10 protein-coding genes and 1 rRNA gene are annotated in these 13678 nt (G+C 51.8%); 8 read left to right on the top strand and 3 right to left on the bottom strand.

Annotated elements, in window-relative coordinates; translation table 11 throughout:
• The 4 genes from proX to emrB all read left to right on the top strand — a co-directional run bounded on the left by proX (window position 1) and on the right by emrB (window position 5002).
• On the top strand, window positions 1-999 hold the full coding sequence (gene proX, locus EH228_RS13490; RefSeq protein WP_152322163.1) for a glycine betaine/L-proline ABC transporter substrate-binding protein ProX: 999 nt from the start codon (window positions 1-3) through the stop codon (window positions 997-999).
• Between the two features lie 593 nt (window positions 1000-1592).
• The gene (mprA, locus tag EH228_RS13485; RefSeq protein ID WP_152322162.1) at window positions 1593-2123 is read left to right on the top strand and encodes a transcriptional repressor MprA; all 531 of its coding nucleotides are present in this window, start codon (window positions 1593-1595) and stop codon (window positions 2121-2123) included.
• 154 nt (window positions 2124-2277) lie between these two features.
• Entirely contained in the window at window positions 2278-3450 is a 1173-nt protein-coding gene (gene emrA / locus EH228_RS13480) for a multidrug efflux MFS transporter periplasmic adaptor subunit EmrA (protein ID WP_152322161.1), read from the top strand.
• Window positions 3451-3466: 16 nt separating this feature from the next.
• Window positions 3467-5002, top strand: a complete 1536-nt coding sequence (gene emrB, locus EH228_RS13475) for a multidrug efflux MFS transporter permease subunit EmrB (protein WP_152322160.1) — start codon at window positions 3467-3469, stop codon at window positions 5000-5002.
• A 127-nt stretch (window positions 5003-5129) separates the two neighbouring features.
• Here emrB and EH228_RS13470 read toward each other — a convergent pair whose 3' ends face one another.
• A complete protein-coding gene (locus tag EH228_RS13470) occupies window positions 5130-6161 on the bottom strand; it encodes a tRNA/rRNA methyltransferase (RefSeq protein WP_152322159.1) in 1032 nt (343 codons plus the stop codon).
• A 256-nt stretch (window positions 6162-6417) separates the two neighbouring features.
• On the opposite strand from EH228_RS13470, the gene trxC reads away from it, so the two are divergent.
• The 4 genes from trxC to pssA all read left to right on the top strand — a co-directional run bounded on the left by trxC (window position 6418) and on the right by pssA (window position 11841).
• Window positions 6418-6837: a thioredoxin TrxC gene (gene trxC / locus EH228_RS13465; RefSeq protein WP_152322158.1), complete on the top strand. Its 420-nt coding sequence runs from the start codon at window positions 6418-6420 to the stop codon at window positions 6835-6837.
• 79 nt (window positions 6838-6916) lie between these two features.
• Complete coding sequence (locus EH228_RS13460) at window positions 6917-7606, top strand: tRNA-uridine aminocarboxypropyltransferase (protein ID WP_152322157.1); 690 nt, start codon at window positions 6917-6919, stop codon at window positions 7604-7606.
• A 111-nt stretch (window positions 7607-7717) separates the two neighbouring features.
• Window positions 7718-10372 (top strand): bifunctional acetate--CoA ligase family protein/GNAT family N-acetyltransferase, encoded by a 2655-nt coding sequence (locus tag EH228_RS13455; protein WP_152322156.1) that lies wholly within the window; start codon window positions 7718-7720, stop codon window positions 10370-10372.
• A 113-nt stretch (window positions 10373-10485) separates the two neighbouring features.
• Window positions 10486-11841: a CDP-diacylglycerol--serine O-phosphatidyltransferase gene (gene pssA / locus EH228_RS13450; protein WP_152322175.1), complete on the top strand. Its 1356-nt coding sequence runs from the start codon at window positions 10486-10488 to the stop codon at window positions 11839-11841.
• A gap of 201 nt (window positions 11842-12042) precedes the next feature.
• On the opposite strand, the gene EH228_RS13445 is transcribed toward pssA, so the two are convergent.
• Entirely contained in the window at window positions 12043-13347 is a 1305-nt protein-coding gene (locus EH228_RS13445) for an MFS family transporter (RefSeq protein ID WP_152322155.1), read from the bottom strand.
• Between the two features lie 196 nt (window positions 13348-13543).
• A 5S ribosomal RNA gene (gene rrf / locus EH228_RS13440) occupies window positions 13544-13659 on the bottom strand.
• Window positions 13660-13678 lie beyond the last annotated feature (19 nt).

Raw genomic sequence — 13678 nt, 5'->3', positions numbered from 1 at the left:
ATGCGTAAGACAGCATTGTTAGCCGCCGCCTTTACCTCGCTGGTCGCTTCTCAGGTTTCCGCTACCGATCTACCAGGCAAAGGCATCACCGTTAAACCGGTACAGAGCACCATCACTGAAGAAACTTTCCAAACTCTGCTGGTCAGCCGCGCCCTGGAAAAACTGGGTTATACCGTTGAGCAACCTAGCGAAGTAGATTACAACGTGGGTTACACCTCTATCGCGTCTGGCGACGCAACCTTTACCGCCGTTAACTGGCAACCGCTACACGATGACATGTATAAAGCCGCTGGCGGCGACGCGAAATTTTTCCGTCAGGGAACCTATGTTCAGGGTGCAGCCCAGGGTTATCTGATCGATAAAAAAACGGCGGAGAAGTACCACATTACCCGCATCGATCAGTTAAAAGATCCGACACTGGCTAAGCTGTTTGACAGCAATAGAGATGGCAAAGCAGACCTGACCGGGTGTGCACCAGGCTGGGGCTGCGAAACGGTAATTAATCACCAGATCCAGGCTTATGGTCTGAGCAACACCGTGGTCCATAACCAGGGGAACTATTCGGCCATGATTGCCGATACCATCGCCCGCTTTAAAGAAGGCAAACCAATCCTGTATTACACCTGGACACCTTACTGGGTGAGTGATGTGCTGGTGCCCGGCCGCGATGTCGTCTGGCTGCAAGTCCCGTTTTCCGCCATGCCTGGCGCACAGAAAAACGTGGAGACTCAACTCCCTAACGGGGCTAACTACGGCTTCCCTGTGAATGCAATGCATATCGTAGCGAATAAAACCTGGGCAGAGAAAAACCCGGCAGCAGCGAAATTGTTCTCTGAAATGACGCTCCCTATTGCTGATATCAATGCGCAGAATTCTCGTATGCATCAGGGACAGTCTTCAGAAGCTGATATCAATGCTCACGTTGATGGCTGGATCAAAGCACACCAGGCGCAATTTGATGGCTGGGTGAAAGATGCAATGGCCGCAGCAAAGAAATAGTTTTTACTCAAGGGTGACGCTGATGTCACCCTTTTTTACCACGGATTTACCCCATCAGAACGTAACCATAGTGCCAGACCCCACCAGTTGATTTCATAACAATATTTAATCAGTTTGACTGGTGGCACTGACCCCTCTTGAAGTACTGACCTCCCAGTCGCAAATAATTAATTAAGTAATTTTCAAGGCCATTACCTTGTTATCCATTAACACAGTCTGCTATGGTTAGCGCCGTAGTTATTCATGCTGGTTATCTTTTCCCATGAAACTATTAAAAGGTGAAGTGAATATCTTATCCTGTGTCATTTTCTCTGAGCAGGTTGTATTTAAACAATTTGTTATCTGATGTTCGACCACTAACGTGATGTCTCTATCCACTTTTGGTTGCTTCAAACATCAGTAAAAATACCCTGCAGATAGAGGGAGACGTATCCGGCAGTAACACGATTCCGACACGGTTCTCCCTTCCCGGGGGGATGGCATGACCTGTACATTATGGATGGTGTATCCCGCCCTGACCAGGACGGCAGGAGTAAGTAATTTTTGTTAATCACCATCGTTACAATACCCGTTGCAACTTATGAGGTTCCCTGATGGAAAGTTCGTTTACCCCCATTGAACAAATGCTGAATTTTCGTGCTAAGCGGCAGAAAGATTTCCCACTGCAGGAAATCATGCTGACGCGGTTATGCATGCATATGCAGGGCAAGTTGCTGGAAAACCGCAACAAAATGCTCAAGGCTCAGGGGATTAACGAAACTCTGTTTATGGCATTAATCACGCTGGATGCGCAAGAGAGCCATAGCATTCAGCCTTCTGAACTCAGCTCCGCACTGGGCTCCTCCCGAACCAATGCCACGCGCATTGCCGACGAACTGGAGAAGCGTGGCTGGATCGAACGTCGCGAAAGTGATAATGATCGTCGCTGCCTGCATTTGCATCTGACCGAGAAAGGCGACGAATTCCTGCGCCAATTGCTACCACCGCAGCATCAGTGCCTACAATTGTTGTGGTCCGCACTGAGCGCATCTGAAAAAGCTCAATTGGAAGGTATCACACGGAAGTTACTGAATCGCCTTGATAAAATGGATGAAGAAGACGTCATCAGCGCACTTTCTCGCTGAGCAACCCAGCAAGAGCATATTAAGCTTCATCCCTTCCGTCAGTAACCGCATATTTTTAAACTTATGCCAGCGCTAACCCGCTGGCATTTTAGAATCCGGACATGGCTATCACCAGGGGTCCGTCAGGCAAGCATGATAAAACGTGGAGAAAACCATGAAGGCGAATGCGGAGATCCAACAACCGCAACAACCGGCCAACAACAAAAAGAAACGTAAAAACGCGTTAATTTTTCTGGCGGTATTATTCATTTTAATCGGGGTGGCCTGGCTGCTTTACTGGTTTATGGTGCTGCGCCATTACCAGGAAACGGACGATGCCTATGTGGCTGGCAATCAGACGCAAGTGATGGCGCAGGTTTCCGGCAGCGTAAACAAAGTGTGGTTTGACAACACTGACTATGTCAAGAAAGGCGATGTACTGGTCACGCTGGATAAAACCGATGCCGAACAGGCCTTTGAAAAAGCACAAACCGCTCTCGCTACCAGCGTACGCCAGACTCATCAGTTAATGATCAATAGTAAGCAGTATCAGGCGACAATTGATCTGCAGAAAACTGCGCTTGAGCAAGCTCAGGCCGATCTGAAGCGTCGTGAACCGCTGGGTGCCGCCAATCTGATTGGTCGTGAAGACCTGCAACATGCGCGTGATGCGGTGGCAACCGCTAAAGCCCAACTTGATGTTGCCATACAGCAATACAACGCTAATCAGGCGATGATCCTTAATACCCCCCTGGAAAATCAGCCCGCAGTAAAACAACGCGCCGCCGAGCTGCGTGATGCCTGGCTTGCGCTACAACGTACTGAAGTGGTCAGCCCGATTGATGGTTTTGTTTCACGTCGTAGCGTTCAGGTTGGTTCGCAAATATCCCCCACGACCCCATTGCTGGCCGTTGTTGCGGCCAATAATCTCTGGGTGGACGCTAACTTTAAGGAAACACAGTTGGCCAATATCCGTATAGGCCAGCCCGCGACGGTAACCAGCGACGTCTATGGTGATAAGGTGGTTTATCACGGCAGAGTCGTCGGCCTGGATATGGGGACCGGTAGCGCCTTCTCATTACTGCCAGCACAAAATGCCACCGGTAACTGGATCAAAGTGGTTCAGCGTCTGCCTGTTCGTATTGCGCTGGCGCCACAGGAAGTCACTCAGCATCCGCTACGTATCGGCCTGTCCACGCTGGTCAGCGTTGATACCGATAACACGGATGGCAGCACGCTGGCCACCCATGTTCGCTCCACTCCAGCTTACGAAAGTAATGCACTGGCGCTGGACCTGGCACCAGTTAACCAACTGATTGCTGATATCATCCGCGCGAACGCGGGCTGAGCAGACGGAGGCCGTTATGGCGCAAAAACCGCTTGAAGGCGCCCAACTGGTTCTGATGACCATCGCGCTGTCGTTGGCAACGTTCATGCAAGTACTGGACTCTACCATCGCGAATGTTGCCATCCCGACTATCGCCGGTAACCTGGGGGCATCCAACTCGCAGGGAACCTGGGTTATCACCTCGTTCGGCGTTGCTAATGCCATTTCAATACCGATTACCGGCTGGCTGGCCAAACGCGTCGGTGAGGTAAAGCTGTTCCTGTGGGCGACAGCGGCATTTGCGGTGGCGTCCTGGCTATGTGGCGTATCCAGCAGCCTGACCATGCTGATTTTCTTCCGCGTGATTCAGGGTGTGGTCGCGGGTCCGCTGATCCCGCTGTCACAAAGCCTGCTACTGAGCAATTATCCACCCGCGAAAAGAAGCATTGCTCTCTCGTTGTGGGCAATGACGGTTATCGTGGCGCCAATCTGCGGGCCCATCCTTGGCGGTTGGATCAGTGATAACTATCACTGGGGGTGGATCTTCTTCATCAACGTGCCGATCGGCGTAGTGGTAGTGATATTGACGCTGCAAACGCTGCGCAACAGGGAAACAGCTACGGTTATCCGCCCCATTGATACGGTAGGATTGGTGTTGCTGGTTACCGGGATTGGATGCCTGCAGGTCATGCTGGATCGAGGCAAAGAACTGGACTGGTTCAGTTCTAAAGAAATAATCATACTGCTGGTTGTCGCAGTAGTGGCACTGGCGGTGTTGCTGGTTTGGGAGTTGACGGACGATCACCCAATTGTCGACTTATCGCTATTCAAATCCCGTAACTTCACTATCGGCTGTTTGTCGATCAGCCTGGCTTACATGCTCTATTTTGGCTCAATTGTCCTGTTGCCGCAGTTGCTGCAAGAGGTATACGGTTATACCGCCACATGGGCTGGGTTGGCATCAGCCCCCGTGGGGATACTGCCCGTCATTCTCTCGCCGATCATCGGACGCTTTGCCCATAAACTGGATATGCGCAAGCTGGTCACCTTCAGTTTCATCATGTACGCCATTTGCTTTTATTGGCGAGCCTGGACATTTGAACCTGGGATGGATTTTGCCGCCTCTGCGTGGCCGCAGTTTATCCAGGGCTTTGCCGTCGCCTGCTTCTTTATGCCCCTCACCACCATCACCCTGTCAGGTCTGCCGCCCGAACGGTTAGCGGCGGCATCCAGTTTGTCAAACTTTACGCGAACACTGGCGGGGTCTATCGGTACCTCAATCACCACGACCATGTGGTCAAACCGGGAATCCATGCACCACACCTATCTCAGCGAGTCAGTTAACGCTTACAATATTAACGCGCAAGAGATGTACAGCAAGCTGGAGCAGCTCGGTATGACGCCTGATCAAGCCTCAGCGTGGATTGCTCAGCAAATAACCAAACAGGGACTGATTATCTCCGCGAATGAGATCTTCTGGGCTTCAGCGGCCGTATTTCTGGCATTGTTGGTGCTAATCTGGTTTGCCCGCCCACCCTTTGGCTCGGGCAGTAGTGGTAGCGGCGCACATTGATTTTCAGCGTCGGCGGCTACCCGACACTAAAACCTCACACGCCTGAAAAGCAAGTTGCAGGGGAGTTAAAGCCGCCCACGATTAAGCGAGCGTCCCCTGGGGCCTGTGTTCTTTTGATTACACCCTTTTAAGCATTCTGCCGCCACCATTCGGCAAGCAAGATCCCGGTTGCCACCGAGACGTTGAGGCTCTCAACGTTACCGGTTCCACTAATCGATACCATCAGATCGCCCTGCTGCCAGATGCTGTCTGACAGACCATCGCTTTCCTGCCCTAAAACCAGAACCGTTTTAGCGGGCAGTTTTGCCTGAGCTAATGGAGTTCCTTTGTGGCTGGAGGTGGTCACAATGGTATAGCCCGCGTGACGGAAAGCCTCCAGACCGCCAGCAAAACTATCCCCGCTAATAGCCTGAACATACTCTGCTCCGCCTTCCGCCGTGCGCACTGCCGCGCCGGATTCCAGTAAGGAAGCATCGTCTACCAGCAGCCCTTTCGCGCCAAAGTGCGCACAACTGCGCATCATGCCTCCCAGATTGTGGGGGTTACCAATCTGTTCCAACGCCAGCACACAATCTTTTTCACCAGCGGTAGAAATCCACTGGCTGACTGGCATTCCTGATCGTTTTTTAATCAGGAAGCAGACACCACCATGGTGTTCAGTACCCGATGCCTTAATCAATTCAGCCTCATCAACCACATGATAGGCTTTGCGGTTGGCAGCCATCCATTTCAGCGCCTCACGAAAACGCGGCGTCACTTCCTGGACAAACCACGCACGCACGATGCATTCCGGGCGGCTCTGAAACAGGGCCTGGCAGGCATTCTCACCATATACACGCGTCTCTTCCATACGCTGGCGACGAATCTGTTCAGGATCTATATAGCTTTTCCCGCTAATACCACCGTGATCCGGCTGAGAATCCTCAGATACCATCGGCGCGCGAGAAACCGTGCGCCACGGAGATTCACCGGGTGCCACATCGCGATCGCGCCCACCACGCCATTTGCTGTCTGCGTTACGTGAAGGACGACGGTTGCCATCCTGACGAGGTCCGCCTTTACCGGTGCGGGGATTTTGCCCGCCTTTACTGTTCTCGCCACTATCACGGACATACATCACTCTGACTTTACCGCTTTTGCCTTTAAATTCGTCGTTCATTTTCCCTCCACCTGGCTGAGCGCGAAGCGCGCAGATTACCTGATGTAGCAGCGCTTAGCTATCAACTTCCAGGAAAAGCGTCCCCGGACGTTTTTCCATCCCACGGCGCCGGACACCACACATTGCGAGTCATCGCCTATTATACCCATTGAACAAATCTCTTTGGCGCCGGAAACAAGGACCGCCATAATTATCGCTATAAATTCAGAAAGACGGTAAGTTGGCGCTTACCCCGAACTCTAACCAAGGTGAATCAATGAATACGGTTTGTGCTTCATGCCAGGCAACGAATCGCGTTCCGCAAGAGCGGATTGCTGAAAACGCGAAATGCGGTCGCTGCGGCAGTGATTTGTTTAACGGTGAAGTGATTAACGCGACTACCGTCACTTTCGACAAATACCTACACGATGATTTGCCTGTGGTCGTCGATTTCTGGGCTCCGTGGTGCGGCCCTTGCGTTAACTTCGCACCGGTTTATCAGGAAGTGGCTAAAGAACGCCATCACAACGTGCGCTTTCTGAAAGTGAATACCGAAGCTGAACCTGAATTGAGCGCCCGTTTTCGCATCCGTAGCATCCCGACTATTATGATCTTTAAGCAGGGGCAGCGGGTGGATATGCTCAACGGAGCAATGCCTAAAACCCCGTTTTCTGAATGGCTGGACGAAAACATTTGAGGGTGAGGGTCAGGTTCGCCTGACCACTACTGCTTCATGCTTATTTCCGCTAGAATGACATTTTCCCAAATTAGCTCCCATGACTGAAAACGCTGTCCTCCGCCTGCGCGCTGAACGCCTCGCTCGCGCCACACGCCCTTTTCTTGCCCGCGGCAACCGTATTCCTCGCTGCCAACGCTGTCTGCTGCCCCACAAAAACTGTCTGTGCGCCACGTGGCAACCGCAATCCGCCCGCAGTCGCTTTTGCCTGGTCATGTTTGACAGCGAACCGATGAAACCCAGCAACACCGGACGGCTAATTGCCGACATTCTGCCGGATACCCAGGCGTTTGGCTGGTCACGCACCGAACCGGATCCCGCACTGCTGGCCGCAGTGAAAAATCCAGCAGTGCAACCCCTGGTGGTTTTTCCCCAGTCCTATGCTGACGAAGGCCGCCCGGTGATAAATACCCCCCCGGTAAGCGATAAGCCACCACTCTTTATTATACTGGACGGCACCTGGACTGAAGCCCGTAAAATGTTCCGTAAAAGCCCATGGCTGGATGAGCTGCCAGTGATGTCACTCACGCTAACCACACCGTCTACTTACCAACTACGCGAGAGGCATGTCGAAGGCCAGCACTGCACAGCCGAAGTGGCTGCCGAGTTGCTGATGCAGGCTGGTGACATAGCGGCAGGAATGGCGTTGACCCGACATTTCAGCCTGTTCCGTCAACGTTATCTGGCTGGAAAGTCCCAACATCAACAACCAAAACCGCAAAATACCTGAGGTAAAGGGTAGCGCGCTACCCTCTTGATCCAGATAACCACGAGCAACCTGCAGCAATAAAACGCGAAAGCGTTTAAAATCCGGAATAACTACTCGCATCAGGAGCCGGAAATGAGTCAACGAGGGCTGGAAGCGCTGTTACGTCCCAAATCTATTACGGTAATTGGGGCTTCAATACGTCCTGAACGCGCGGGTTACCTGATGATGCGCAACCTGCTGTCGGGCGGTTTTAATGGCCCGGTTCTTCCTGTCACGCCCAAATATAAAGCCGTCTGTGGCGTACTGGCGTGGCCGGATATCGCCAGTTTGCCTGTTTCTCCCGATCTTGCCGTGATTTGTACACATGCCAGCCGTAATCTCGATCTGCTGCAGGCGCTGGGCGAACGGGGCTGCAAAGCCTGTATCATTCTTTCCGCGCCAGCTCACCAACTGGACGCGTTGAAACAATCCGCCGACCAATGGCAGATACGCCTGCTTGGCCCAAACAGTCTCGGTCTGCTCGCTCCCTGGCAGGGGCTGAATGCCAGCTTTTCCCCGGTTCCTATTCATCGCGGTAAACTGGCCTTCATATCTCAGTCCGCTGCCGTTTCCAATACCATCCTGGACTGGGCTCAGCAGCGCCAGCTTGGCTTCTCCTGGTTTATCGCTCTGGGCGACAGTCTGGATATTGATGCTGACGACTTGCTCGACTTTCTGGCGCGTGATGGCAAAACCAGTGCCATCCTGCTCTATCTGGAACATCTGAGCGATGCGCGGCGATTTGTTTCCGCCGCCCGAAGCGCCTCAAGAAACAAACCTATCCTGATTATCCGCAGTGGACGCAGCCAGCAGGCGCAGTTGCTGCTTAATACTCACGGTGGACGGGATGCAGCCTGGGATGCCGCTATTCAACGTGCGGGCCTGCTACGCGTAAAGGACACGCATGAACTGTTCTCCGCCGTTGAAACATTGAGCCATATGCGGCCATTGCGCGGCGAACGTCTGATGATCATCAGCAATGGAGCGGCACCCGCCGCATTGGCTCTGGACGCGCTTGATGCCCGTAATGGTAAACTGGCCATACTCAGTACGGCATTACTGACCGATCTGCAAAACCTGTTGCCAACGGAGATCGTGGTCGGAAATCCTCTGGATCTGAAAGATGACGCCACGCCTGAGCGCTATCTGCAGACGGTCAGCCGTTTACTGGACAGTCCGGATATTGATGCCCTGATGATCATTCACGCCCCCAGCGCGGTCGCCCCCGCGACAGCAACGGCTCAACGCCTGATTGCAGCCATTGACAGGCATCCCCGAGCGAAGCAACTCAGTCTGCTGACTAACTGGTGTGGAGAATTCTCTTCGCTTGAGGCCCGAAAGCTGTTCAGCAATGCCGGCATTCCGACTTACCGCACCCCGGAAGGTACGGTAACCGCTTTTATGCATATGGTGGAATACCGCCGTAACCAGAAGCAACTACGTGAAACACCCGCGCTACCCGCCGATTTAAAAACCAATACAACCAAAGCTCATCAGTTAATTCAGCAAGCGCTGGATGAAGGCGCCACCACGCTTGATACCCATGAAGTGCAGGCTATCCTACAGGCTTACGGTTTGAAGACTCTGCCAACGTGGATAGCCCGTGACAGTGCGGAGGCGGTACACATTGCGGGACAAATTGGTTATCCGGTCGCCCTGAAGCTCCGCTCACCTGATATTCCGCACAAATCTGAAGTTCAGGGAGTCATGCTTTACTTGCGTACGGCCAGCGAGGTACAACAGGCAGCCGGGGCCATCATCGACCGCGTTAAGCTGGCCTGGCCTCAGGCGCGGATCCATGGTCTGTTAGTACAAAGCATGGCTAACCGAGCTGGGGCTCAAGAGCTGCGGATTGTGGTTGAACAGGATCCGGTATTCGGCCCAATCATCATGCTGGGTGAAGGCGGTATTGAGTGGCAGGCGGAAAAACAAGCGGTAGTAGCCCTGCCGCCGCTGAATATGACTCTGGCACGCTACCTGGTGATTCAGGCGATTAAAAATGGTAAGGTCCGTGACCGTAGTGCGCTGCGGCCTCTGGATATTAACGGCATCAGTAAAGTACTGGTGCAGGTTTCTAACCTGATTGTGGACTGTCCGGAGATTGTGCGCCTGGACATTCATCCGCTACTGGCTACCGGTGAAGAATTTTCCCTACTGGATGTCACCATGCAGTTAGCGCCGTTTGCAGGCGATCCCGCCGCACGCCTGGCTATTCGTCCCTATCCCCACACCCTGGAAGAAACGATCAAACTGAAGAATGGTCAACGCTGTCTGTTCCGCCCTATTTTGCCGGAAGATGAACCCATGCTACGACAATTTATCGCCAGGGTGACAAAAGAGGATCTTTATTATCGCTACTTTAGCGAGATCAATGAGTTTACTCATGACGACTTGGCTAACATGACACAAATCGACTACGATCGAGAGATGGCGATAGTCGCGGTACGCGAACATAACGGTACAAAAGAGCTCATTGGTGTCACCCGAGCGATTTCTGACGCAGATAATATTGACGCTGAATTTTCAGTACTGGTGCGATCCGATCTGAAAGGGTTGGGATTGGGTCGACGTTTGCTGGAAAAAATGATTGTCTACACCCGTCAACATGGTCTCCAACGACTGAATGGCATCACGATGCCGGGAAATCATGGGATGATCACCCTGGCCCGTAAGTTGAATTTTGCCATTGATGTGCAACTGGAAGATGGGATTGTCAGTCTGTCACTATCATTAAACACATCAGGTTAATGTCTGGAAATGTAAACTGGCGACTTCTGCACTAACTAATGGTAGTATTCACGGTTAGAGTGATGATTTTATGGCAAAAGGCCATTCTATGAACAGAGAAGAAACGCACTGTGATGTTGTCTAAATTTAAACGTAATAAACACCAACAACACCTTGCGCAACTGCCAAAACTGTCTCAGTCGGTTGCTGACTTCACCACGCTCTATTCCCCCGCTCATTTCCGCCAAACTCTACTGGAGAAAATTTTTAGTGCGACGCGGCGGATCTGCATTGTCGCCCTTTATCTGGAAAATGATGATGGTGGCCGCAGTATTCTATCCGCATTGTATGAAGCGAAACGTCGTCGCCCTGAGCTGGACGTCAGAATTCTGGTTGACTGGCATCGCGCCCAACGTGGTCGTATTGGCGTGGCAAGTGGCGCAACCAACGCCGACTGGTACTGCGAGATGGCCGACCAGAACCCGGATATTGTTATTCCAGTGTATGGCGTCCCGGTTAACACTCGCGAAGCTCTGGGGGTATTGCACCTGAAAGGTTCTGTCATTGATGATGCGTTATTATATTCCGGTGCCAGCCTGAACGATGTTTATCTGCACCAGCACGATAAATACCGCTATGACCGCTATCAGTTGATTACCAATCCACAGTTGGCCGATACCATGGTTAACTGGATCGACAAAAATTTGATCCAGGCAGAGGCCGTTCACCGTCTTGATCAGCATGAACGCCCAAAAAGTCCGGAAATTAAAAATGAAACACGACAATTCCGCCAGGATTTGCGCGGGTTTGATTATGATTTTTCCGGGGATGCCAACAATGAACAACTGGCCGTTACACCGCTGGTTGGACTCGGCAAACGCAGCCTGCTCAACAAAACCATTTATCATCTGATGCCTTGCGCTGAGCAAAAGCTCACGCTGTGTACCCCTTATTTCAACATGCCAGCGATTCTGGTACGTAATATCATCTGGCTGTTGCAACAGGGCCGGGAAGTAGAAATCATCGTTGGCGACAAAACCGCCAATGACTTTTACGTTCCCCAGGATCAACCCTTCAAGATTATTAGCGCGCTGCCTTATCTGTATGAGATTAATCTGCGCCGCTTCCTTAGTCGTCTGCAATATTACGTCAGCAGCGGGCAGCTAACCGTGCGTCTGTGGAAAGATCGCGAAAACAGTTACCACCTCAAAGGGATGTGGGTTGATGATGAGTGGATATTGATCACCGGTAATAACCTTAATCCTCGCGCCTGGCGCCTGGACTTGGAAAATGCAGTACTAATCCACGATCCGTTACAACAACTGGCCGATCAGCGTGAGAAAGAACTGGCGCTGATCCGCAAAAATACCTCTGTCATCCAGCATTTCCGTGATCTGGAAAGTATTGCCGACTACCCGATTAAAGTCAGAAAGTTGATCCGTCGCCTGCGGCGTATTCGTATCGACAAGCTGATCAGTCGTATTCTGTAAACCGATGTATCCCGCCATTGCACAAAACCGCTTAACAAGATATTTATTGCACAAACTTCTACGGTTAGCTGATTGTTTACCCTCATCCCAGATGCCGCTACAGATGTTATCGATCAGCCGAGAGCGACAGGCCGAAGTAAAACTATTTCGGCTGGGATGCCACCAGTAATACCAGCGGCTAAACAGAATACGCACCATCAATCAAAGCCGGATGCCATTCCCTTTGTCATGCAGCATCAATGAAACCAGAAAAGCGACAGCTCCCATAATAGAGACATACCAGAAGAAGGTGCCCTCACTCCCTGCCGCTTTCAGCGACAGCGCCACATATTCTGCCGAACCACCAAACAGGGCGTTAGCAATGGCATATGACAGCCCTACCCCCAACGCTCGCACCTCCGGTGGAAACATCTCAGCCTTTAGAATACCGCTGATCGAGGTATAAAAACTGGTGATTAACAGTGAAAACATCACCAGTATAAAGGCAGTCCACGGGCTGCTGACATTCTGCAGCACAGTCAGCACCGGTACGGTACAGATCGCTGCCAGTCCACCAAAAATCAGCATCGAACTTTTACGACCTATCTTGTCAGATAATGCCCCGATTAGCGGCTGCATCAGCATAAAAATAAGCAGTGCCACAGTCATCAGCGCGCTGGCGGTACGGTGATCCATGCCAGAGGTATTCACCAGATATTTCTGCATATATGTGGTAAAGGTGTAAAAACTGAGCGAACCGCCCGCGGTGAACCCCAGTACCATGATAAAGGCACGACGATTCTTCCACAGTCCTCGCAGCGATCCTGCATCCTCGTGATCACGAGTCTTACGATCAGACGTTTCGTTTAGTGACCGTCGCAAGTAAAGTGCAACAATGGCAAGTGCGGCTCCAAGAGCAAAGGGGATTCTCCAGCCCCATACCCGCAACTCTTCATCAGTCAGGATCTGCTGCAATACCACGACCACCAGTAACGCCATGAGTTGCCCACCAATCAAGGTCACATACTGAAATGAAGCATAGAAGCCTTTACGCCCCTCAATGGCCACTTCACTCATATAGGTGGCACTGGTTCCATACTCTCCGCCCACCGACAATCCCTGGAGAAGCCGGGCCAACAACAACAGTGCCGGGGCCCAGATACCAATGCTGGCATAACCTGGCAAGCAGGCGATCACCAGCGATCCAAAGCACATCATGCAGACCGAGATCAACATTGAATTTTTACGGCCATGCTTATCGCCAATATAGCCAAACAACCATCCACCAACAGGACGCATCAGAAAACCCGCTGCAAACACGCCGGCGGTTTGCAGCAGCTGTGTAGTCGCATTCCCTGAGGGGAAAAAAACATGAGCGAAATAGAGCGAACAGAAGGAATAGACATAAAAATCAAACCATTCCACAAAATTACCAGAGGAAGCACCGATGATTGACCCGATTCTCTGGCGGGTGGTGACTGCCAAAACCGTCACGTTCCCAGACTGTTGTGATGTGTATTCTGCCATCCGATTAACTCCTTATTTTCCCTGTCAATAATTAGCGACAAAATGTAAACACGCTACAGAAGTAAACATCAGAGACAGGAATGTTAAGAAGTTGTTTTTTGATAATGTGGCAAAACTGTGAGGACGGCTGGATTTCAAGGGTAAATATAAACGCAAAAAACCCCGACCTTCCGGTCGGGGCTTCCGCTTGTTTGATGCCTGGCAGTTCCCTACTCTCGCATGGGGAGACCCCACACTACCATCGGCGCTACGGCGTTTCACTTCTGAGTTCGGCATGGGGTCAGGTGGGACCACCGCGCTAAAGCCGCCAGGCAAATTCTTTGTGCCGTCC

It is taken from the genome of Erwinia endophytica, assembly GCF_009295515.1.
Taxonomy (GTDB): domain Bacteria; phylum Pseudomonadota; class Gammaproteobacteria; order Enterobacterales; family Enterobacteriaceae; genus Erwinia; species Erwinia endophytica.
The sequence above is the reverse complement of the archived record's forward strand: the minus strand, read 5'-3'. Positions and strand labels throughout refer to the sequence as shown.